Consider the following 21265-nt stretch of genomic DNA (forward strand, 5'->3'; position numbering starts at 1 on the left):
TTCTCCTCAGGCGGGGCGGTCAGTGCGCCCATCGGCGCTCTGCATGGCGGTTTCCGACGTAGATTCGGGCGAGCCTGGCGCGGTGAAAGTCGCAACACTTGCAAGGGTATTGCCGATGCTGTCGTCATCGAAGCGGCCGCCGGGTTCGTCGTCGCGGCCCTGGCGGTGCAGTTCCAGCAGCGACTGCACTTCCTGCAGTTGATAGCGGCGTACCCAGGCCGCGGCCTGCTCCTCGCTCACGCCCAGCTCGATGAAGGCGCGGCGCCCCATCTCCAGGCTGGAGTGGAAGGTTTCGCGCACCGGATTGGCGCCCCGATCGAGCAATTGCAGGACCTGCTGGCGATTCAGCGCGCGGGAGATCACGCGGGTCTTGGGATAGAGGCGGGAGAGGGTATCTACGGTGTTCAGGTTGATCTGCGGATCGTCGGTGGCGACTATCACCAGCTCCGCCTCGCCGACCTTGGCGGCGTGGAGGATTTCCGGGCGCGTCGGATCGCCGTAATAAACCGGCACGCGGCCTTCCTTGTCTTGGCGAACGATGGCGTCCATCGAGGTATCCAGCGCCACCACCGACACGCCCTGGGCCTGCAGCAGGTTGGCGACCACCCGGCCCATGCGGCCCATGCCGGCTATCACCACGCGCGGCTCATCGCTCACATCCAGAGGCCCATCCGGCACCGCGGCGGTGGGCGTATCGCCGCGCAACTGACGGGCCAGAGCCATCATCACCAGAGGCACTACGGCCATCGACAGGGTAATGACCAGCACTAGCACATCGTGCACCCGCTGCTCCAGGAGTTGGTGATCCAAGGCCAGCTTGAACACCACGAAGGCAAACTCGCCGCCGGACGCCAGCACTACGCCCAGGCAGATCGCCTCGGAGCGCTCCAGCCCGCCGGTGAAGCGCCCGAGGCCGAACAGCAGCGGCAGCTTGATCCCCACCAGCAGCACCGTCAGCCCCAGTACCAGCAACGGCGTATCGACCAGCAGACTGAGGTCGGCAGTCATGCCCACGCCGACGAAGAACAAGCCGAGCAACAGGCCCTTGAGCGGCTCGATCTGGGATTCCAGCTCATGACGGAACTGCGATTCGGCCATCAGCATGCCGGCGAGGAACGCGCCCAGCGCCATGGAGACACCGACGTGCTCCATGATCCAGGCGGTGCCCAGCACCACCAGCAGCGCGGTGGCCGTGGAAAGCTCGCGCAAGCCCGAGCCGACTGCCCAGGTGAACACCGGGCGCAGCAGGTAGCGGCCACCGATGACCACCACGCCAATACCGACAGCCACTGTCAGTAGCGGACGAATGCCTTCGTTTGACGGGGCGCCGCTACCGGCCAGCAAAGGCACCAGGGCGATCAGCGGAATGGCGGCAATGTCCTGGAATAAAAGGATGCCGACGGCCAACCGGCCCTGGGGCTTGCCCAGTTCCTTGCGCTCGGCCAGCACCTGCAGGCCGAAGGCGGTGGAGGAGAGCGCCAGGCCCACGCCCAGCACCACCGCCGCGGCGGGCGACTGGCCGAACAGCAGAAAGGCGATCAGACCGAGCACCAGGGCTGTCAGTCCTACCTGCAGCGACCCCACGCCGAACAGCGAGCGGCGCATCATCCACAAACGGCGCGGGGAAAGCTCCAGGCCGATAATGAACAGCAGCATCACCACGCCCATTTCCGAGAGACGGCTGACGTTCTCCGGATGACTGACAAGGCCCAGAACGGACGGGCCGATCAGGATGCCGGCCAACAGATAGCCCGGCACCGCGCCGAGCCTCACGCGCTGCGCCAGGGGTACAAGAATGACGACCGTCAGCAGGAAGATTACCGTCGCCTGCAGCAGGCTCCCGTCATGTGGCATTCATCAGCCCTCTTGTGATTCCTTGCGGGCCTCTTGGCCCTGTCGATACTGCCCGGCGGGTGCTCACCACGCCGGCTGCTTCCTGGCTGCCACGACACCCCGCTCCCAGGGCTTCTCTATGGAAAGAGAGCAGGGGCTTGCATCTGCTACTACGCCGCTGAGGCACTCGCCTTGCTCGGGCCTCTCTTTTTGAAGGGCTTGGCGGGTGTTGGTCGGTGTGGAATGAGTATGGGTGATCCGCAGCATTTTGCCGGCCGGCGAGCTTAAGTCGCGATGACCTGTCTAGAAAGGCAACTCCAGCAGATTCAAATAGTTACGAGAAGAAGGTGAAAACTAGAGCTTCCAGATGGGGCCGTAGCTGCCAAAGCAGGCATTGGACAGCGCCTGCGGGCGCACGCCGTGGGTTTCGTACCCGCCGAATTCGTTGATTTCCAGGGTCAGCTGAGGGGTGAGCTCCTTGCCGCTCTTCAGCCGAACGCTGTCGAACACCTGCAGTTTCTTGCCAGTGTTGACCACGCTGGTTTCCATCCAGGCATCAGGCGTGCTGCCTTCATCCAGGCGCGCCAGAAGTGCGTTGTAGAGCGGTAGGTAACGACCATCGGGAGCCTTGCAGTCGATATTGATCTTCTTCACCAGGGCCTCGGCCTCGGCGGAGCTGAAATACAGGCGGCTGCCGAAATCACGCTGCAGCCTGTCGACATAGCTTCCCCGGCCGTCGTTCTTCACGGCAGTCGCCGTCGGTTCCGGCGAAAGGTCTGCAAGGCATGACTGCCGGTTTTTGTAGAAGGTGTGCGAAACGCGAACGCCAGTTGGCTTGTAGATCGCCGAAGTGATCAGCACGCCGCCATCGGCGCTCAGGTGTTCGCCATCGGGAACGTAATCGCCGCCGTTTCCCCAGACGCCATCGGGGAGGCCGCTCGGCCATTCGGTGCACGTGGCTGGCGAAGTGTCGCGACGAAGCTCGTAGAGACGGCCCTGGAGAAAGGCCACCGGGGTCTGGGCATGGGCAAAGAACGAAATCAGTGACAGGCAGGATGCAATGAGCAGTCGAGTCCGATTCAAGAAGCGTCTCCTGGTTGCCCCCCGGAGTTCCGGCAGGCGATACGCACAGAAGAATAGTCGGACTCGTGCCAAATGCTTTCGAAGTCAGGGTCGAAGGACAGGAATTGCGTGCACTCACTGACTCGCGGTCGTTCATGTTACCGGCCAAACGCTACAGAGTCGCAGCTGGGTAGCTGGTCTGCTGACCGGTAGCCGGGCGCTGAGCGATCAGCGCCGGGGGCTCCAGCTCAACGCCTATTTGGAGGGGTGCGCCTTGACCAGTTCCTGCGCCATCTCGAGGTGCTGCTGGAGCACCGGGAGGGTGTCCTGGGCGAATTTCTTGATGTCCGCGTCTACGGCATTGTTGGCTGCGTCGGTGAAGACCTTTACTGCCTCTTCATGAGCGCTGACCTAGTTGTTGGCATAGGCTGCGTCGAACGACCCTTCGCGCGCGTCAAGCACCTTGGCCTTTGCCTGGCTGGTCAGGCTGGCGCTGTCGGAGAGCTGCAGTTGATGCGCTGCGGCGAGCTTCTTCAGCGTGGCATTGGCCTTTTCGTGATCATCGATGATGTGTTGGGCGAAGGTCTTCACATCGGCGGACTGGCTTTTCTTCAGCGCCAGTTTGGCGGCATCGATCTCCGCCATGCCGGCGGCTGACGCTTCGCTGACGAAGTGCTGGTCCTGGGCTGATTTCTGTTCCGCCATCAGCGGGGTGGCGACGAGGACGAGGGCGCACAGGAGTCCGCCTCGCAGGTGGGCTGTCATGTTCATGGTGATTCCTCTGGTCAGATGAGTGCCCCGCCAGCTGGGGCATGTCCGGATGACGGGGCCTGGCCAATGAGCGTTCACTGCAGTGGATGAACGGTCGCTAACAAACGGACTGGCCACGGCTGGAGAAACTCGGCGTGAGGAAGAGCCCGCCAGCAGTTGCCGGGGCCGCCGAGGACTAAGGACCGGGGCGCGCTCGGCGCAGGCCGACCGATTATCTGAACTCTCAGGTGCAGGTCTGTCCCATCAGATAGATCGAGGCGCGGCAGTTCTTGTATGTCGCGTGCTGGTTTGAACCCTGATGAGGAGAAATCCACCGTGACCAAACCCACTGCAAAGAAGAGCGAATTGGCGGGCACCCAGACTATCGATCGGGGCAACACCAATGAAAAACTGGAAGACCTTGAACGCTATCGTGAAGATGCGACTGGCGAGGCGCTGACCACCAACACCAATGTGCGCATCGCCGACAACCAGAACAGCCTGCGTGCCGGCGAGCGTGGGCCGTCGCTGCTGGAAGATTTCATCCTGCGGGAGAAGATCACCCACTTCGACCACGAGCGGATTCCCGAGCGTATCGTCCACGCCCGCGGCGCGGCGGCCCATGGCTACTTCGAGTCCTATGACGACTGGAGCGCGCTGACCAAGGCATCCTTCCTCGGCAACGCCGGCAAGCAGACGCCAGTGTTCGTGCGTTTCTCCACGGTGCAGGGGCCGCGTGGTTCGGCCGACACCGTAAGGGACGTGCGGGGTTTCGCGGTGAAGTTCTATACCGACGAGGGAAACTACGATCTGGTGGGCAACAACATGCCGGTGTTCTTCATCCAGGACGCCATCAAGTTTCCAGACTTTGTCCATGCGGTGAAGCCCGAACCCCACAACGAGATACCCACGGGGGCCTCGGCACATGACACCTTCTGGGATTTCGTCTCGCTCACCCCGGAGTCGGCGCACATGGTCATGTGGGCCATGTCGGATCGGGCGATCCCCATCTCGCTGCGCCACATCCAGGGTTTTGGCGTCCATACGTTCCGCCTGATCAATGCGGCGGGCGAGAGTTCGCTGGTGAAGTTTCACTGGCGGCCGAAATCCGGCGTCTGTTCGCTGCTCTGGGATGAAGCGCAGAAGCTCGCCGGCAAGGACCCGGATATTCACCGCCGCAAACTATGGGAGGACATCGAGAGCGGCGATTACCCCGAATGGGAGCTGGGCGTGCAGGTCATCCCCGAGGCCGATGCCGACAAATTCGAGTTCGACCTGCTCGATCCAACCAAGCTGGTGCCCGAGGAACTGGTTCCGGTGAAGCTGCTCGGACGCATGGTACTCAACCGCAATCCGGACAACTTCTTCGCCGAGACCGAGCAGGCCGCATTCCACCCCGGCCATATAGTGCCTGGCATCGACTTCAGCAACGACCCGCTGCTGCAAGGCCGACTGTTTTCCTATACCGATACCCAACTGCTGCGTCTGGGCGGCCCGAACTTCAACCAGATTCCGATCAACCAGCCGTTGTGCCCGTTCCACAACAACCAGCGCGACGGCCTGCATCAACACAGGGTGCACAAGGGGCGTGCGGCCTATGAGCCGAACTCCATCGACGGCGGCTGGCCGAAGGAGACGCCGGCTGCCGCGCGGCAGGGCGGCTTCAGCAGCTACCATGAGCCGATGACAGGGACCAAGGTGCGGGTACGCGCCGATTCCTTCGCCGACCATTTCACCCAGGCGGCGCTGTTCTATCACAGCCTCAGCGAAGCGGAGCAGGGACACGTTGCTTCGGCTTATGTATTCGAACTGTCGAAGGTGGAGCGGATGACGATCCGCGAGCGCGAAGTGAATGAAATCCTCGCCAACATCTGTCCGAAGCTTGCGGAGAAAGTGGCCAGCCAGATCGGCGTGAAGGTGACCCACAAGCCCGCCAGGGTTCCGCAGCCCAAAACGTCGCCGGCATTGAGCCAGGCCAACCTGCTGGCCGGAGATATCCGTTCACGCAAGGTGGCGATCCTGATCGCCAATGGCGTCAGCGAGGGCGATGTGGGCGATCTGCGCGATGCACTGGAGAAGGCCGGTGCTACGGCGAAGCTGATCGGGCCGAGCGCGGCGCCGGTGAAGACGCAAGGTGGTGCATCGCTGATTCCTGATGCCAGTTGGGATGGCTTGCCGTCAGTGGCTTTCGATGCGGTGTTCGTCCCCGGGGGCACCAAGGCTGTCCAGCAGATCGGCGGTGACGGGCGCGCCCTGCATTATTTGCTGGAAGCCTACAAGCACCTCAAGCCGCTGGCCTTCGCCGGTGATGCGCAGGCCTTGCCGGGGCAACTCGGATTGTCGCCTGACGAGGGCATCGTCCAGGGCGCTTCTGCCACGGATGTGTTCGCTGGCTTCGAGAAGGCGCTGAAGCGGCACCGCATCTGGGCGAGGGAGGCGCTGGTGGCGAAGATTCCGGCCTGAGTCGGCCCTGTAGGAGCGGCCGTGCTCCGCTCCTACAGGTCAGAAGGCGCTACGAATAAGGCCTGCCGGGTTGAGCGTTTTGCGAGAGGTCAGCCCAGCCGCTTCACCGTCAGCCTTACCGCCGCGATCCGCTCGGCATGCTGGTAAGCCGAGCTGTCCAGTTCTTCGCCGAACACATCCGGGTCCATTTCCTCGTAGTGCCAGCTCACTGGCCGATCGCTCAGCAATGTGTCCAGCTGACGACACAGGGGGGCCTCACCGTTGACTACCGCTGCGCCGGTATAGAGCAGCAGGGTGCCACCGACGTTCAAGCGTCGCAGGGCGGTTTCGACGATGCGCAACGACAGGCCACCGCCAAGCTCTCCGCCACCGTGGCGGTAGGTGCGTTCGTCCGGGTCGAGCAGGTAGGGCGGGTTGGCAACTATCAGGTCGAACTGCCCGTCTATGTGGTCGAGCAGGTTGCTCTGGCGGATCTGCAGGTCATCGATGCCGGCGAGGTAGGCGTTTGCGCGAGTGAAGTCCAGGGCACGCGGATTGATGTCCACGGCGGTGACTTCCGCATCCGGAAAGGCCTGAGCAATGAGGATGGCTCCGGGACCGGCACCGCAACCGATGTCCACGGCGCGACGCACATTGCCGGCCTCACTATTTTGGAAGTGCTGGTGCAGAGCGTGGGCAAAACGGTAGGTGTCCGGACCGAAGAACACCGCATCGGTTTCCACCGTGGGGTAGGCGGAGTGGGCGAACAGCTGCCCGTCGAGGCTCGACCAGCGCACCGCACTGCGCCACTGACTGTCCTGGCGTTGCAGCAGACCGCCGGTTTCCAGCAGGGCGAGCATGCGCTCGCTGACTACCTCATCGGAGAACAGTCGGCTCCAGCCGAACACGCCCTGAATATCTTCAGCCAGTTGGTTCTCCGGCCGGGCATTGACGCGCGCGTGGGTTGCCGGCGTAACGGTGGTGAAGCGGTATTCCTGCGCCTGCAGTTCCTGGCCGAGCGGCACCAGCGCTTCAAGGCGAGAGTCGAAGAATGAAGTCATGGTTCGATCCCCAGTTTGTCAGTGTAGATGCGCGTGGCCAATAGCCCGGCGGGTGTCCAGTGGCGGTGCGGGGCCATGAGGGCGACCAGACGATGCATGCGGCTACGAGGCGAAAGGCTGGACAGCTCGTTGAGCAGGGCGCGCTCCTCGTTGGCGAACTCCGAGCACGCCGGCGGTTGGACTGCGCTGGCTTTCTCACTGCCGGCCCAGGGACTTCGTTGCGATGGTTCGCTCCAGTCGCCGGCAATCCAGTCATGCAGCAGCTGCCGCTCGTATGGATTGAATACACCGAACATGGCAGCGCTGTCCCCGGCTATCAGTCCCCAGAGACGACTGTGAGCAGGGTCCTGATGACGCTTGATCCAGCCGAGTCTCTGCAATGCGACCAGAAATTCGCCCATGCGTCCGGGGCCTGCCATCCACTGATTCACCGTGCGCCCGCCGATGCGCGCGCGGTCGTCATGCATCTGCCTGGCGAAAGGCCGCTTGCGCTCGAGCATGGCGACTACTTCGGCTTCCAGGTCAAAGCCGTCGAGCAACTGGCGGTTGGAAAGCCCCGCGTCGTTGAGCCGGTAACCGGCATGCACTCGGCGCAGAAAGGCGTCTCGATCGCCCAATTGCGGCAGGTTGGCCTGCAGCGCCTGCAGTGCCTTGCGACCGTGGCCGGTAGCGGCGTTGTCGATAGTCACGTGCAAGCGGAAGTACTCCGGGTCGATGCCCAGCTCGCGCAGTTCACTGCTGGTGATCATCAGGTGCAGCGGCGGTAGCTCGTATCCCAGGTTGTAGCCCAGCACTTCGGGCAGGTAGTCATCGGCCAGGTAACCCAGCGCCAGTTGCAGGGTGCCTTGCAGGTAATGCGCGTCGCTCAGGTCGGGCGGTGCATCGCAACCGAGGCTGTCCAGCAGGCGCTGGTACACCAGCACGTGGTTGCGCGCCGGGATGCCGTGGCCCAGCTCTTCCAGGCAGGTGTGTACCAGTGGCAGCAGGCGCGGGTCACTCCAGTGTTCGAGCACGCCATAGAGCCAGGCGCCGTCCACCTGTTTGGTGGGAGCGATGGCCTGGAGGAAGTGCAGGGCATGGGCGCGATTGGTGAAATGCCGACGTGGTGCTCCTTCGTGGCGCTCGCGCAGGTAGGTGGCATAGCCCTGGGCGCTGCGCTCGGCTCGATTGGCGAGCCAGTCGGCCCAGCGTTGCGGGTCGTTGGGCAGCTCGTCGTCGTCGGCTTTTAGCAAGCCCAACTGCGCATCGAGAAAAGAAGCAGCGCTTTCCAGATGGTTCTCCGGAGCGCGCAGCAGGGTGTGATAGAGATCGCGGATGGAGCAGTGCTCGCGGTACGAGCTGACAGCATTCCGGGGGGCGGGTGTCGTCATGCGGGGCTCCTCGTGCGAAAAATGGCGGACGCTTTCCCTTGCGAGTGGAAGGGCGAGCAAAGGTTTCAAGTAAACGCCGAAGTGCAGGGTCGAAGGGCGGAAAGACTGAACCTCACTCGCGCCGCCGCGTCCCAGCCATGACCACATCCCGCGAGGTCCGCCATGCCAGCACGCCGCTCGTTGCCCCGATTCGGCATCGAGGAGGAGTTCTTCCTGCTCGACCCGGCCAGCCTGGACCTCGCTCGCGACGTACCATTGGGTTTTTCCCATGCCTGCCGTGGCGTACTGGGCGAGGAAGTCGCGGAGGAAATCTTCCAGTGCCAATACGAACTGGTCAGCCCGGTCTTGCGCCAGCTCGATGAGGCCGCGGCATTTCTGAGCGACCGCCGCTATCGACTGCGCGCGATATCGTGCTCGCACGGGCTGGAGCCCCTCTGCGTCGCGGCCCATCCCTTTACCCATCTGCACCTTCAGTCACCGGCATTCCGGCCGCGCTATCAGCGACTGTTCGACGAGGCTGGCGGGGTGGCACGACAAAGTCTGCTCTGCGGTCTGCACGTGCATGTGGAAGTGCGCGGTGCAGACCGGGTACGCATTATGAACCGCGTGTTGCCCTGGATGCCGCTGCTGCTCGCCCTGAGTGCGTCATCGCCGTTCTGGGGTGGGCGAGACACTGGACTGGTCAGCTATCGGCAATCGCTATGTGGGGAGTGGCCGCGCATGGGGCCTCCAGCTCAATTCACCGATGAGGCGCAGTGGCGACGCTACATCGCATTGCTCCTGCAGTGCGGTCTGATGAACGAGCCCGGCCACGCCTGGTGGTTCCTGCGGCCCTCGGCGCATTACCCGACCCTGGAACTGCGCATAACCGACGCCTGCCCGCGGATCGACGATGCGCTGTGCGTCGCCGGTTTGTTCCGCCTGCTGGTAAGCCAGGCGCGGGATGCACGCGAACCTGCGGAGCCGCACTGGCAGCGGGCCATGCTCGCGGAGAACTTCTGGCAGGCGCGACGGTATGGTTGTGCGGGGCACTTTCTAGTGGAGGGCGATCAGGTAAGCAGTGCACGGGATTGGCTCCAGCGCGCGGAGGCTGCCGTTGGAGACTGGCAGGGCGACGAAAGCCAGCGCCTGTTCGCCCATGCCACAAGGATCATCGAGGAAGGCAACAGCGCTGATCGGCAGCGCAAGGCTTATGAATCGGCACGTGGCGAAGGACTCGCCGAGTCGGCTGCGCTGGTGGCAGTGGTGCACCATCTCTTGGCAGAGAATCAGTTGGCTGCTGGCGCACTGGCCTGAGACTGGCTGTCGGATTGCTTCCTGCCCTTGCCGGTCCTCCCGGCAGAAAACCTGAACTCCAGGGCCGTGCGCCTGCTCAACCGGCCTGAACGCAAACGGGACCATTCAGCCTGGAGGCAGCGCCATGACTAGTTCCCCCAAGAAACAACCTGATCCGCAGCACATCGAGATCGACGATACCCAAGACCGCATGGGCAGTGTGCGCGAGCTGGATTTCGAGAAGGCTCCCGAAGGTCGTATTGGCGACGAGCGCTCGCCCGAAGAGGTGGAGCGTGAATTCCCCGCGCAGCGCCGCCGTGAGATGGGCCAGACCGGTGGCGAAACCCTGGGTGACAGCGCTGTGGACGATGGTGTGAGCATGGACGATCTGGCGCCGGAAACCCTGATCGACGAGGACGGCAGGGAATCGCCGCTGGAGCCGGCCGGCAGCAATCCGTTGGACAAGGAGCTGCACATTCGCCGCGAAAGTGAAATCGGCGGAGGCATTGGCCTGGACGAAGCCGAGGAAGGCCGCGTGCACCCATTGGACGGCAAACCCTGGGATGACTCCGACCCCGACGAGGAGCAATGAGCCATGGCCCGCACCGCAGTTTCGAATCAGACCCTGAAGGAGTACGCCCGCAAGCGTGATTTCAGCGGAACCCCCGAACCCAGCGGTGAAGCGCCGAGCAGCCATGCTGGTGAGCACGCCTTCGTGGTGCAGAAACACGACGCCAGCCACCTGCACTACGACTTTCGCCTGGAGCTGGATGGCGTGCTGAAGAGTTGGGCGGTGCCCAAGGGCCCCTGCCTGGATCCGAGCGTGAAGCGCCTGGCCATCCAGGTGGAGGACCACCCGCTGGACTACGCGCGGTTCGAGGGCCACATACCCGAAGGGCATTACGGTGCAGGCGATGTAATCGTCTGGGACGAAGGCCGCTGGACGCCTATCGGCGACCCCCACGAGGGCATTAAAAGCGGCCATCTGAAGTTCCGCCTGGAAGGCAGCAAGCTCGCCGGCAGCTGGAACCTGGTGCGAACCCGTATGGCTGGTCGCCAGCCGCAATGGTTCCTGATCAAGGGGCGCGATGACCAGGCGCGGGATTATCCGCGTTTCGACATACTCGCCGAAGAGCCGCAGAGCGTCGTGACTGGGCAATCGTTGCCCAGTGAGTCCTCCCAGGTGAAGAAGGCGACGCCCAAGACGCCTGAACGATCGAAGCCGACGGCATCGACGAAGAAGACCACGACAACGCGTAAAGCCAAACTGCCCGATACCATTTCCCCGGAACTCGCCACGCTGGTGGAAGCACCGCCCACCGGCGATTGGCGCTACGAGATCAAGATCGACGGCTACCGCATCCTCGCTCGCCTCGATGGCGGCAAAGTCCGGTTAATGACCCGCAACGGCCACGACTGGTCGAAGAAACTACCAGAGCTTAGTAAGGCGCTGGCGGCGCTCGACGTACAGTCCGCCTGGCTGGACGGCGAGATCCTGGTCATGGACGAAGAAGGGCGCCCGGATTTCCAGCGCTTGCAGAACGCTTTCGATGCCAATGTCTCCAAGCCGATCCATTACACCCTGTTCGACCTGCTCTGGCTGGACGGCGTGGACTATCGCGGCAAGCCGCTGGAAGAGCGCCGTCAGGCCCTGCAGCGAGTTCTGCGCGGCAACAAAGATGATTCGTTGCGTTACTCGGAAGACTTCACCGACGACCCACGCAGCATCCTGGACAGCGCCTGCCGTCTCGGCCTGGAAGGCCTCATCGGCAAACGTGCCGGCAGCACATATTCGGAGAAGCGCTCGCGTGACTGGATCAAGCTCAAGTGCAAGCGTCGGCAGGAGTTCGTCATTGTCGGTTTCAGCGAGCCCAAAGGCTCACGCTCGCACTTCGGTGCCTTGCTGCTCGGGCTGCATGATCGGGACGGGGCGCTGCGCTATGCCGGCAAGGTCGGAACCGGTTTCAGCGCTGCCAGCCTCAAAGCACTTCACCACCAGCTCAAACCGCTGCAGCGCAAGACCTGCCCGCTTCAAGGAGCACCCAAGGGTGCGGACGCCAGGGGCGTCACCTGGTTGCGCCCCCAATTGCTGTGCGAAGTCGCTTTCGCCGAAATGACCCGCGAGGGCCTGGTGCGCCAGGCTGTCTTCCACGGCCTGCGCAGTGACAAGCCGGTGCAGGCCATCGTCGAGGAGAAGCCGAAGAAGGCCGCCCAGGGAGCCCGCACCAGGTTCGCGAAGGGGAAAGTGGCCAACACGCTCCAGGGAGTGACCATCACCCATCCGGATCGGGTGATCGACCCCGCCAGCAAGCTGCGCAAGATAGACGTGGCGCATTACTACGAGAAGGCCGCCGAGCGTCTGCTGCCCTGGCTTGCAGATCGCCCGGTTTCGCTGGTCCGCGTACCGGACGGCGTGGGTGGCGAGCAGTTCTTTCAGCGCCACGCCTCGCGCACGGAAATCCCCGGCGCGCAGTCGCTCGATCCGAAGCTCGATCCGGGGCATGCGCCGCTGCTGCGCATCGCCACCGTCAAGGGGTTGGTGGGCGCTGCGCAGATGAGTGCTCTGGAACTGCACACCTGGAACGCGGCCCTCGATGATCTGGAGAAGCCTGATCGATTTATCCTGGATCTCGATCCGGACCCCTCATTGCCCTGGCAGAAAATGATCGAGGCAACACAGCTGACCCTGACGCTGCTGGATGAGCTAGGACTCTCGGCGTACCTGAAGACCAGCGGCGGCAAGGGCATGCACATCCTCGTGCCGCTGCAGCGGCGTCACAGTTGGGACGAGGTGAAGGACTTCGCCCACGCCATCAGCCGGCACATGGCCAAACTGATGCCGGACCGTTTCAGTGCCGTTTCGGGGCCAAAGAACCGCGTCGGGAAAATCTTCATCGACTATCTGCGTAATACCCGCGGCGCCAGCACAGTCTGCGTCTGGTCGGTGCGGGCTCGAGAGGGGTTGCCGGTGTCGGTGCCGGTAAGTCGCGATGAACTTGCCAAGCTCAAGGCGGCGAATCAGTGGACGATCGCCAACGTCGACGAGCGTTTGGCTGCGGCCGATCCGTGGGCAGGCTGGGCCGACACCAAGCAGCGCCTGACCCGCCGGATGATCGAGCAACTGGAAGGCTGAACGAGAAGGCTCAGGGTGCCTGCGAAGCCACCAACTGGTCGGCCAACTCGCGCTGGTGATAAAGCATCGGCAGCCAGAGACGGGCGAATCCTTGCAGGTCCGAGTTGGCGTCCTCCTTACTCGATTGCTGTTGCCCTACCGCATAGTCATGGTCGAAGCGTCCGCAGGTGATGAACACCAGTTGGCGGCGCGCCATTGGTGAAAAAGCCTGAACCAAGCTTCCCGCCCTGGGCCTACCCAGTGTGACCATCACTTCCGGAGGGACGCTTTCATGAACGAACAACGCTGCTCCTGCCCTGGCTGCTCTTGCAGCCTGGGAGCTACGGCCGTGTACCGAGAAGGCCGTGCCTACTGCTGCCAGGCCTGCGCCGACGGCCATCCGGATGGCGAAAAACACTGTCAGGACACGCATTGCCACTGCGGCGAGCAAAAGCCGCCGCGTGGCTAAATCCATCCGAGATGCCAGGGTGCATCGAAGGAGATCCTCATGAGCGAAACCCAAACTCTGCCGCCACAGCATCAGGACCAGCAGCCAGGCCGGGAGGAGGAAATGCGCCCGCAGCCCGAGTTCGTCTCTGGCCATTACCGCGCAGCCGCCAAGCTGGCCGGCAAGGTCGCCATCGTGACCGGTGGAGACAGTGGCATCGGCCGTGCTGTTGCGGTCATGTTCGCCCGCGAGCGCGCCGACGTGGTGTTGCTCTATCTCAATGAATCCGAGGATGCGCTCAAGACCTGCCAGATCATCGAGTCTCTCGGACAGCAATGCCTGGAAATGTCCGGCGATGTGGCCGATGCGGACTTCTGCGCGGAAGTGGCTCGCCGTGTCGAGGAGCGCTGGGGACGTTTGGATGTACTCGTGAACAACGCCGGGGAACAGCATCCTCAGGAGTGCCTGGAAGACATCACGGAGCAACAGTGGGAACGGACATTCCGAACCAACATCTTCGGCATGTTCCAGCTGACCAAGGCGATGCTGCCGTTGATGGGAGAGGGAGGCGCCATCGTCAATACCACCTCGATCACTGCCTACAAGGGCAACCCTAAACTGATCGACTATTCATCCACTAAGGGCGCGATCACCTCATTCACCCGCTCGCTGGCGATGAATCTGGTCAAGCGCGGCATCCGAGTCAATGCAGTGGCGCCGGGGCCGATCTGGACGCCGCTGATTCCCTCGACCTTCGATGCCGAGGAAGTGGCGACCTTCGGCGCCAACACTCCCATGGGCCGGCCAGGGCAGCCCGACGAGCAGGCCCCGGCCTACGTTTACCTTGCCAGCAGCGATTCCTCGTATGTCAGCGGGCAGGTGCTGCATGTCAACGGCGGGACGGTCGTGAATGGCTGAGCCGCAGGTGGCTATGCCGCGCCGCGTAGCGCCTCGATCAGCTGTTGCTTGAGCATGCTCGAGCGACCGGCAATGCGCCGGGTCCGGGCGCGGTTGAGCAGTTCGACCTTGGTCATGGACTCCAGTGACTGGTCAGGGCGTGGCTCACCCCGCTTGGTGGCCACCGCGCGCTTGGCCGAGCTGCGGCGGGAGGCAGCCTTGGCCGGTGCGCTCTTCTTCTGGCCTGAGCCGCCGGTGCGTTCGCCGCCGCCGGACTGTTTGTTCACCGTGGCCCAGGCGCGGGCTTCTGCCTCGTCCTTGGGGACGCCACGGCTCTCGTAACTTTCCTCGATGTGTTCAGCCTTGCGCTTCTGCTTGTCGGTGTACTTGTCTTTGTCGCCCCGTGGCATGGCGGTTCTCCTTTCTCAGTGGCGTCGATGCACGCTCGTTGAGCGCACGGCCCGCGAGCGCGGTTCACACTGGGGAGAAACCGTTCGTCCCCGTTGGTTCGGCGTTTCTGATGAACGGGCCATGCCCATAGGGAAAAAGGTCTGAACTCAGCGTTTTCCTTGCGGACAGATGCACTGGGGCGCTTCGCGCGCCATCTGCAATCAGTCACCGACACACGCAGGAGATGGCAATGGCCCTGGACAGCATTCCCGATCAGTCGGCAGTCGAGATATTCAAGCATGCCGTGCTCACCCGCTTGCGCTATGCGGTAGGCAAGGACCCAGCAGACGCCTTTGACCATGACTGGTTCGAAGCTGTGGCCCTGGCCACCAGCAAATACCAGGTGGACAACTGGGAAGAGACCACCCGCGCTATCGATCGCAGCGCGCGCAAGCATGTTTATTACCTTTCCCTGGAATTTCTCATCGGCCGCCTGCTGATCGACAACCTGAGCAACCTCGGCCTGCTCGACGTGGCGCGCCAGGCGCTGTCGGAGCTTGGCGTTGACCTGGAACGCATCCGTCTGCTGGAGCCTGACGCGGCGCTGGGTAACGGAGGCCTGGGCAGGCTGGCAGCGTGCTTCATGGAAAGCATGGCAACGCTGGATATCCCCGCCCACGGCTACGGCATCCGCTACGAGCACGGGCTGTTCAAGCAGGTGATCGGCGATGGCTGGCAGCAGGAACACACCGAAACCTGGCTGGACTTCGGCAACCCCTGGGAATTCGAGCGGCCCGAGTCGACCTACAGCGTCGGCTTCGGCGGCATCGTCCACAGCGAGCCGGATGCCGATGGCGTCGAGCGCCAGCGCTGGGAGCCGGCGGAGCGCGTGCGCGCGGTGGCCTACGACATGCCCGTGGTCGGCTGGCGAACCGCCAGCGTCAATACCCTGCGCCTGTGGCGTGCCCGCGCTGAGGAAACCTTGAAGCTTGACCGCTTCAACGCCGGCGATCACCTCGGCGCGGTAGCCGACACCGTGCGAGCCGAAAGCATCTCCCGCGTGCTCTATCCAGCGGACAGCACCGAGGCCGGACAGGAGCTGCGCCTGCGCCAGGAGTATTTCTTCGTCGCTGCCTCCCTGCAGGACCTCATGCAACGCCACCTGGGCAAGGGCGAGGACGTCTATGGACTGCCCGAACGGGTGGCCATCCAGCTCAACGACACCCACCCGGCCATCGCTGTGGCCGAGCTGATGCGGCTGCTGCTGGACGAGCGCGGGCTGGAGTGGAACGACGCCTGGGAGCTGACTGTGGCAACCCTGTCCTACACCAACCACACGCTGCTGCCCGAGGCGCTGGAATCCTGGCCGGTGGGGTTGATGGAACGCCTTTTACCTCGGCACATGCAGATCATCTACCTGATCAACGCCTTCCACATCGATGCCCTGCGCGCCAAGGGCATCCATGATTTCGGCCTGCTGCGTTCGGTCTCGTTGATCGAGGAGGATCACGGCCGCCGCGTGCGCATGGGGAACCTGGCATTCCTCGGTTCGCACAGCGTCAATGGTGTCTCCGCGCTGCACACCGAACTCATGCGTGAAACGGTGTTCCGCGACTTGCACCGGTTGTACCCGAACCGCATCAGCAACAAGACCAACGGCGTGACCTTCCGCCGCTGGCTGTTCCAGGCCAACCCGGAACTGACCGAACTACTGGTGGACACCCTCGGCGACGACGTCCTGGACAATCCCGAGAACCGTCTGCGCGACCTGGCGGTTCACGCCGAAAAATCCGCCGTGCGCCAGCGCTTCGCCCAGCAGCGGAGCAACGCCAAACAGCGCCTGGCCGCGCTGATCGAGGAGCGTCTTGGTCTGCGTGTCGATCCGGAAGCGCTGTTCGATGTTCACGTCAAACGCATTCACGAATACAAGCGGCAATTGCTCAATCTTCTGCACACCGTGGCGTTGTATCAGGACATCCGCAATGACCCGACCACCGAGCGCGTGCCACGGGTGAAAATCTTCGCCGGCAAGGCCGCGCCCAGCTATGTGCTGGCCAAACTGATCATCAAGCTGGCCAACGACATCAGCCGCACGGTCAACGCCGACCCCACCGTGCGCGGTCTACTCAAGGTGGTGTTCATTCCCAACTACAACGTCAGCCTGGCCGAATCCATCATTCCTGCGGCGGACCTCTCCGAGCAGATTTCCACCGCGGGCCTGGAGGCCTCGGGTACCAGCAACATGAAGTTCGCCCTCAACGGAGCGTTGACCATCGGCACTCTGGACGGCGCCAATGTTGAGATGTGTGAGCGCATCGGTCCGGAGAACATGTTCATCTTCGGCCTCAAGGCGCAGCAGGTGGAGGCACGCAAGCGAGCGGGGGAGTTGGTCATGCACAACGAGATCGCAGATTCGCCACGCCTGCGTGAGGCGTTGATGGCGATCAGCAGCGGAGTGTTCTCGCCGGACGACCCGCAGCGCTATGCCGCCCTGGTTGACAGCCTGCGCTACGACGACCGATTCATGGTCTGCCCGGACTTCGACGCCTACTGGGACGCGCAGGAGCGCGTGGAGCAACTGTGGCGCAAACCATCACGCTGGTGGAAAGCCTCGATGCTCAATACCGCACGAGTCGGCTGGTTTTCCTCGGACAGGACTATCCGCGAGTACGCCCAGGATATCTGGCAGGTGCCCGTGGGCAAGGGCTGAGCAGCCCGTGACAGTCGCGGAGAGCGGTGGCTCGTGGCTTTCTGCCGGACGGTCAGTGGTGCTCGGTGAAGTCAAGCAAACCAAATGGCCAGTGCGCGTGTCTGGATTGTTATCGAGTGCCGCAACAAGAGCCGAACATGGACACACTGGAGCGCATCTGGCTGACGCTGGTCACCGAGTTTTCCGACCTGAGCGAAGTTGAACAGATCACCCGTGCCTCACTGCGCCTTTCGCTCGCCGTCCTGCTGGGCGGCGTGCTTGGCTACGAGCGCGAAAGCAAGGGAAAGGCGGCTGGACTGCGTACGCACATGCTGGTCACCTTGGGCGCGGCGCTATTCGTGATGGCGATCCACGAGGGTGGCGCCGAGGCGGATGCGGTCAGCCGGGTAATCCAGGGCATCGCCGCCGGGATCGGCTTCCTCTGCGCGGGCACCATCCTCAAGGGCAGTCGGGCCTCGGATGTGAAAGGGCTGACTACCGCCGCCGGCCTGTGGCTGAGCACCGCCATCGGCATCAGTGTGGGGCTCGGACACTCGGCGACGGCGGTGCTGGGAACCCTGCTGGCGCTGCTGGTGCTGCACTGCCTGCCCCATGGCGGGGAGCAAAAAGAGGAGCCGGTACGACTGGCGGTGCGACAGCCCGGCCAGCAGCGGGAGGACCGTGATGTTCCGTGAATTTCCCCAGGCCTGTGCCTGGACCGACGCCATGTTCGATAACGGCCGCTACACCGGCCTGATCGAGTACCAGGTTGCCCGCGAAGGCGCAGCGGTGGTCGTGCTCTGGGTCTATGCGCCAGGCAGCCAGAACAGCGAAGAGGCCGAGGGAGCGGCTCGCTGGATGCTCGAACGAGTCCGGGACATCGACGGCGAAGGCCGCGTGCACTTCGATGATGGCGTAACCCTGCAGGAGGACTGCCCATGGCCCGTGTGATCTGGAAAGGCGCCATCAGCTTCGGCCTGGTGCACATCCCGGTGGCACTCAACAGCGCGTCGCGCGCAAGCGGCACCGACTTCGACTGGCTCGACGAGCGCAGCCTTGAACCGGTGGGCTACAAGCGGGTGAACAAGGTGACTGGCAAGGACGTACCCAAGGAACATATCGTCAAGGGCGTGGAGCTGGAGAAGGGGCGCTACGTGGTGATCAGCGAGGAGGAAATCCGCGCCGCACGCCCGGAGGCGACCCAGAGCATCGACATCCTGAGCTTCATCGACATTGAGGAAATCCCCGTACCGTTCTACGACTCGCCGTATTTCCTCACGCCCGAGAAGCGCGGCGAAAAGGTCTATGTGCTGCTGCGCGACACGCTGAAGAAAACGGGCAAGGCCGCCGTCTGCCAACTGGTAATGCACAGCCGCCAGCATCTGGCGATGCTTCGCGAGGACGGCGAAGCCATCCTGCTGATGACCCTGCGCTGGCCGGCGGACGTGCGTGAGGTCGACGAACTGGGCCTTGCGCTGGATAAGGTGAAGCTGGACAAGCGTGAGCAGGAAATGGCCGAGCGGCTGGTCAAGGAGATGTCCGGCCACTGGACGCCGGCGGACTATGAAGACCGCTTCAGCGAGGAAATCCATCGCCTGGTGGAGCAAAAGGCGGCCAAAGGGCAATTGGAGAGCGTCCCCCAAGTGGAGGCGAAAAGTGGCGAAGGCGCGGACATCATCGACCTTACCGAGCTGCTCAAGCGCAGCCTGAAGGGAGACGGGAAGCGGCGCACCGCGGCCAGCGCGGCGCCGAAAAAGAGCACCACTGGCAAGACCACCTCGAGCAAGAGCGCGCCCCGGCGCAAGACCTCCTGAAACAACCGCTGGCTCAATTAGCCTGAACTTGCCGCCACAGCGTCGTTTCCAACCCCTGTAGCTCGCCAATCCACCATGAGCGCGCCAGGGGGCGCGCACCGCCGCGAGGAGGGCGCCGCGATGGAACTGGAGAATCCGGCCAGCCGGGCCGAAGCCGCCGCCAATGAGGCGCGCATCGTTATCGAGGATGTGCAGCCACGTCTGGAAAGTGGTCGCTTTGCCGCTAAGGCCATCTGCCACCGCTCCTCGCGCATCCATGCGCGCATTTTCAGTGATGGTCACGACAAGCTCGGTGCCGAAGTCGCCTGGCGCGAAGGCAAGGGCCAGCCTTGGCAGAAAACGCCATTGCTGCCGCTGGGCAATGACCACTGGGAAGCGCACATCACCCCGACCCAGGTCGGCCGTGCTGAGTTCATCGTGCTGGCCTGGATCGACAGCTACGCGAGCTATCGCTATGAACTGGAGAAGAAGTACGCCGCTGGGCAAGTGGTAGACCTGGAGTTCCGCGAGGGCATCGAGTTACTGCAGAACGTGCTGCAGACCGCGCCGGAGGACTGCGAAGCAGAGCTTGCGCAGATCGTCCGCGAACTGCAGGGCAGCGAAGGGCGCGAGGCGCGCTTCGGCCTGCTCATGGCGCCGCGTACCCTGGAAGTAATGCAGCGAGCGGAACACCGCCCGTACCTGACGCGCAGCCTGACCTTCGAGCTGGATGTGGAGCGTCCGCTGGCCGAGTTCGCCAGTTGGTACGAGCTGTTCCCGCGCTCGGAAAGCAGCGTGCCCGGCCAGCACGGTACCTTCGCCGACGTTCACCGCCGCCTGCCGGATATCGCCGCCATGGGCTTCGATGTCCTCTACTTTCCGCCGATCCATCCCATCGGCCGCCAGCACCGCAAGGGGCGTAACAATAGCCTGCAGGCCGGCCCGGATGATCCCGGCAGCCCCTATGCCATCGGCAGCGAGGAGGGCGGTCACGAAGCTGTGCACCCGCAGCTGGGCACTCTGGAAAACTTCCGTGAATTGGTGGACGCCGCCCGCGAACACGGCTTGGAGGTCGCCCTGGACTTCGCCATCCAGTGCTCGCCGGATCATCCCTGGCTGCGCGAGCATCCCGGCTGGTTCAGCTGGCGCGCCGACGGGACCATCCGTCACGCGGAAAACCCGCCGAAGAAGTACGAGGACATCGTCAATGTCGACTTCTACGCGCCGGACGCCGTGCCCGACCTGTGGATGGCGCTGCTGCAGGTGGTGCTGGGCTGGGTGGAGCAGGGCGTCACCCTGTTCCGCGTCGACAATCCGCACACCAAACCGCTGCCGTTCTGGGAATGGCTGATCGCCGAAGTACGCCGCGAGCACCCGCAGGTGATCTTCCTCGCCGAAGCCTTCACCCGCCCGGCAATGATGGCGCGGCTGGGCAAGGTCGGCTTCAGCCAGAGCTACACCTACTTCACCTGGCGTAACACCAAGCAGGAGCTGGAGGAGTATTTCAGCGAGCTGAACCAGCCGCCTCTGCGCGACTGCTACCGGCCGAACTTCTTCGTCAACACGCCGGACATCAACCCATTCTTCCTGCAGCGCTCCGGGCGCGCCGGTTTCCTCATCCGCGCGGCGCTGGCAACCATGGGCTCGGGGCTGTGGGGCATGTACTCGGGCTTCGAACTGTGCGAGGCGGACCCGGTGCCGGGCAAGGAGGAGTACTTCGATTCCGAGAAGTACCAGCTGCGCCAGCGCGACTACCACGCCCCCGGCAATATCGTCGGCGAAATTACGCGGCTCAACCGCATCCGCCGCGAGAATCCGGCGCTGCACAGCCACCTCGGATTCCAGGCCTATCGCGTGTTCAACGACAACATCCTGCTGTTCGGCAAGCGCACGGCCGACCTGTCCAACTTCATCCTGGTGGCGGTCAGCCTCGACCCGGACAACGCCCAGGAAGCCGACTTCGAGCTGCCGCTCTGGGAATTCGGACTGCCCGATGACGCGGCCATGGGCGGCGAGGACTTGATGAACGGCCATCGCTGGACGTGGCACGGCAAACGCCAGTGGATGCGCATCGATCCCTGGCACCTGCCGTTCGGCATCTGGCGCCTGCGCCCCGAGACATGAACTCTGAAGGATTGCGACC

The 21265-nt window shown here is 63.5% G+C and carries 17 protein-coding genes and 1 pseudogene; 11 read left to right on the top strand and 7 right to left on the bottom strand.

The genetic code is table 11. The features are described from left to right. Positions 1-6: 6 nt before the first annotated feature. The 3 genes and pseudogenes from ACIPK7_RS16380 to ACIPK7_RS16390 form a co-directional block, all read right to left on the bottom strand. On the bottom strand, positions 7-1854 hold the full coding sequence (locus tag ACIPK7_RS16380; RefSeq protein ID WP_401088917.1) for a monovalent cation:proton antiporter-2 (CPA2) family protein: 1848 nt from the start codon (positions 1852-1854) through the stop codon (positions 7-9). 333 nt (positions 1855-2187) lie between these two features. Then, a complete protein-coding gene (locus ACIPK7_RS16385; RefSeq protein ID WP_401088919.1) occupies positions 2188-2916 on the bottom strand; it encodes a hypothetical protein in 729 nt (242 codons plus the stop codon). 234 nt (positions 2917-3150) lie between these two features. Then, positions 3151-3666, bottom strand: a pseudogene (locus tag ACIPK7_RS16390) (DUF4142 domain-containing protein). A gap of 273 nt (positions 3667-3939) precedes the next feature. Between ACIPK7_RS16390 and katE the strand changes: the two are divergent. Then, a complete protein-coding gene (gene katE, locus ACIPK7_RS16395) occupies positions 3940-6108 on the top strand; it encodes a catalase HPII (protein ID WP_401088921.1) in 2169 nt (722 codons plus the stop codon). 89 nt (positions 6109-6197) lie between these two features. Here the strand turns inward: katE and ACIPK7_RS16400 are convergent, their stop codons facing one another. Both ACIPK7_RS16400 and ACIPK7_RS16405 read right to left on the bottom strand, forming a co-directional pair. Continuing rightward, positions 6198-7148, bottom strand: coding sequence for a methyltransferase (locus tag ACIPK7_RS16400; protein ID WP_401088922.1), 951 nt, complete (start codon positions 7146-7148; stop codon positions 6198-6200). Then, complete coding sequence (locus tag ACIPK7_RS16405; RefSeq protein WP_401088924.1) at positions 7145-8518, bottom strand: iron-containing redox enzyme family protein; 1374 nt, start codon at positions 8516-8518, stop codon at positions 7145-7147. Before ACIPK7_RS16405 ends, ACIPK7_RS16400 begins: the two co-directional genes overlap by 4 nt. 162 nt (positions 8519-8680) lie before the next feature. Between ACIPK7_RS16405 and ACIPK7_RS16410 the strand changes: the two genes are divergently transcribed. The 3 genes from ACIPK7_RS16410 to ligD all read left to right on the top strand — a co-directional run bounded on the left by ACIPK7_RS16410 (position 8681) and on the right by ligD (position 12926). Then, on the top strand, positions 8681-9814 hold the full coding sequence (locus ACIPK7_RS16410) for a carboxylate-amine ligase (protein WP_401088926.1): 1134 nt from the start codon (positions 8681-8683) through the stop codon (positions 9812-9814). Between the two features lie 124 nt (positions 9815-9938). Next, positions 9939-10385, top strand: a complete 447-nt coding sequence (locus tag ACIPK7_RS16415) for a phosphotransferase system, HPr-related protein (protein WP_401088928.1) — start codon at positions 9939-9941, stop codon at positions 10383-10385. A gap of 3 nt (positions 10386-10388) precedes the next feature. Beyond that, the gene (gene ligD, locus ACIPK7_RS16420; protein WP_401088930.1) at positions 10389-12926 is read left to right on the top strand and encodes a DNA ligase D; all 2538 of its coding nucleotides are present in this window, start codon (positions 10389-10391) and stop codon (positions 12924-12926) included. 10 nt (positions 12927-12936) lie between these two features. Here ligD and ACIPK7_RS16425 read toward each other — a convergent pair whose 3' ends face one another. Beyond that, on the bottom strand, positions 12937-13122 hold the full coding sequence (locus tag ACIPK7_RS16425) for a hypothetical protein (RefSeq protein WP_401088932.1): 186 nt from the start codon (positions 13120-13122) through the stop codon (positions 12937-12939). 75 nt (positions 13123-13197) lie between these two features. Between ACIPK7_RS16425 and ACIPK7_RS16430 the strand changes: the two genes are divergently transcribed. Together ACIPK7_RS16430 and ACIPK7_RS16435 are read left to right on the top strand one after the other, a co-directional pair. Next, positions 13198-13374, top strand: coding sequence for a metallothionein (locus ACIPK7_RS16430; protein ID WP_192432545.1), 177 nt, complete (start codon positions 13198-13200; stop codon positions 13372-13374). A 39-nt stretch (positions 13375-13413) separates the two neighbouring features. Beyond that, entirely contained in the window at positions 13414-14271 is an 858-nt protein-coding gene (locus tag ACIPK7_RS16435) for an SDR family oxidoreductase (RefSeq protein ID WP_401088934.1), read from the top strand. A gap of 11 nt (positions 14272-14282) precedes the next feature. On the opposite strand, the gene ACIPK7_RS16440 is transcribed toward ACIPK7_RS16435, so the two are convergent. After that, on the bottom strand, positions 14283-14660 hold the full coding sequence (locus ACIPK7_RS16440; protein ID WP_401088936.1) for a termination factor Rho: 378 nt from the start codon (positions 14658-14660) through the stop codon (positions 14283-14285). Between the two features lie 245 nt (positions 14661-14905). Here ACIPK7_RS16440 and ACIPK7_RS16445 point away from each other — a divergent pair, with 245 nt between their 5' ends. The 5 genes from ACIPK7_RS16445 to ACIPK7_RS16465 all read left to right on the top strand — a co-directional run bounded on the left by ACIPK7_RS16445 (position 14906) and on the right by ACIPK7_RS16465 (position 21246). After that, a complete protein-coding gene (locus ACIPK7_RS16445; RefSeq protein ID WP_401088997.1) occupies positions 14906-17350 on the top strand; it encodes a glycogen/starch/alpha-glucan phosphorylase in 2445 nt (814 codons plus the stop codon). Between the two features lie 137 nt (positions 17351-17487). Beyond that, complete coding sequence (locus ACIPK7_RS16450; protein ID WP_192432541.1) at positions 17488-18024, top strand: MgtC/SapB family protein; 537 nt, start codon at positions 17488-17490, stop codon at positions 18022-18024. After that, entirely contained in the window at positions 18014-18280 is a 267-nt protein-coding gene (locus ACIPK7_RS16455) for a hypothetical protein (protein ID WP_192432540.1), read from the top strand. The genes ACIPK7_RS16450 and ACIPK7_RS16455 overlap by 11 nt, the downstream gene beginning before the upstream one ends. After that, complete coding sequence (locus ACIPK7_RS16460; protein WP_401088938.1) at positions 18268-19143, top strand: Ku protein; 876 nt, start codon at positions 18268-18270, stop codon at positions 19141-19143. The genes ACIPK7_RS16455 and ACIPK7_RS16460 overlap by 13 nt, the downstream gene beginning before the upstream one ends. Positions 19144-19263: 120 nt before the next feature. Continuing rightward, complete coding sequence (locus ACIPK7_RS16465; protein ID WP_401088940.1) at positions 19264-21246, top strand: alpha-1,4-glucan--maltose-1-phosphate maltosyltransferase; 1983 nt, start codon at positions 19264-19266, stop codon at positions 21244-21246. The last annotated feature ends 19 nt before the right edge of the window (positions 21247-21265 follow it).

Origin of the sequence: Pseudomonas sp. NPDC086581 (assembly GCF_044746165.1) — a bacterium.
Taxonomy (GTDB): Bacteria; Pseudomonadota; Gammaproteobacteria; order Pseudomonadales; family Pseudomonadaceae; genus Pseudomonas.

What these genes read in the sequence shown, in the direction of transcription:
- ACIPK7_RS16380 (WP_401088917.1), bottom strand. Translation starts at nt 1,854, where the DNA reads ATGCCACATGACGGGAGCCTGCTGCAGGCGACGGTAATCTTCCTGCTG.
- katE (WP_401088921.1), top strand. Translation starts at nt 3,940, where the DNA reads ATGTCGCGTGCTGGTTTGAACCCTGATGAGGAGAAATCCACCGTGACC.
- ACIPK7_RS16400 (WP_401088922.1), bottom strand. Translation starts at nt 7,148, where the DNA reads ATGACTTCATTCTTCGACTCTCGCCTTGAAGCGCTGGTGCCGCTCGGC.
- ACIPK7_RS16405 (WP_401088924.1), bottom strand. Translation starts at nt 8,518, where the DNA reads ATGACGACACCCGCCCCCCGGAATGCTGTCAGCTCGTACCGCGAGCAC.
- ACIPK7_RS16410 (WP_401088926.1), top strand. Translation starts at nt 8,681, where the DNA reads ATGCCAGCACGCCGCTCGTTGCCCCGATTCGGCATCGAGGAGGAGTTC.
- ACIPK7_RS16415 (WP_401088928.1), top strand. Translation starts at nt 9,939, where the DNA reads ATGACTAGTTCCCCCAAGAAACAACCTGATCCGCAGCACATCGAGATC.
- ligD (WP_401088930.1), top strand. Translation starts at nt 10,389, where the DNA reads ATGGCCCGCACCGCAGTTTCGAATCAGACCCTGAAGGAGTACGCCCGC.
- ACIPK7_RS16425 (WP_401088932.1), bottom strand. Translation starts at nt 13,122, where the DNA reads ATGGCGCGCCGCCAACTGGTGTTCATCACCTGCGGACGCTTCGACCAT.
- ACIPK7_RS16430 (WP_192432545.1), top strand. Translation starts at nt 13,198, where the DNA reads ATGAACGAACAACGCTGCTCCTGCCCTGGCTGCTCTTGCAGCCTGGGA.
- ACIPK7_RS16435 (WP_401088934.1), top strand. Translation starts at nt 13,414, where the DNA reads ATGAGCGAAACCCAAACTCTGCCGCCACAGCATCAGGACCAGCAGCCA.
- ACIPK7_RS16440 (WP_401088936.1), bottom strand. Translation starts at nt 14,660, where the DNA reads ATGCCACGGGGCGACAAAGACAAGTACACCGACAAGCAGAAGCGCAAG.
- ACIPK7_RS16450 (WP_192432541.1), top strand. Translation starts at nt 17,488, where the DNA reads ATGGACACACTGGAGCGCATCTGGCTGACGCTGGTCACCGAGTTTTCC.
- ACIPK7_RS16455 (WP_192432540.1), top strand. Translation starts at nt 18,014, where the DNA reads ATGTTCCGTGAATTTCCCCAGGCCTGTGCCTGGACCGACGCCATGTTC.
- ACIPK7_RS16460 (WP_401088938.1), top strand. Translation starts at nt 18,268, where the DNA reads ATGGCCCGTGTGATCTGGAAAGGCGCCATCAGCTTCGGCCTGGTGCAC.
- ACIPK7_RS16465 (WP_401088940.1), top strand. Translation starts at nt 19,264, where the DNA reads ATGGAACTGGAGAATCCGGCCAGCCGGGCCGAAGCCGCCGCCAATGAG.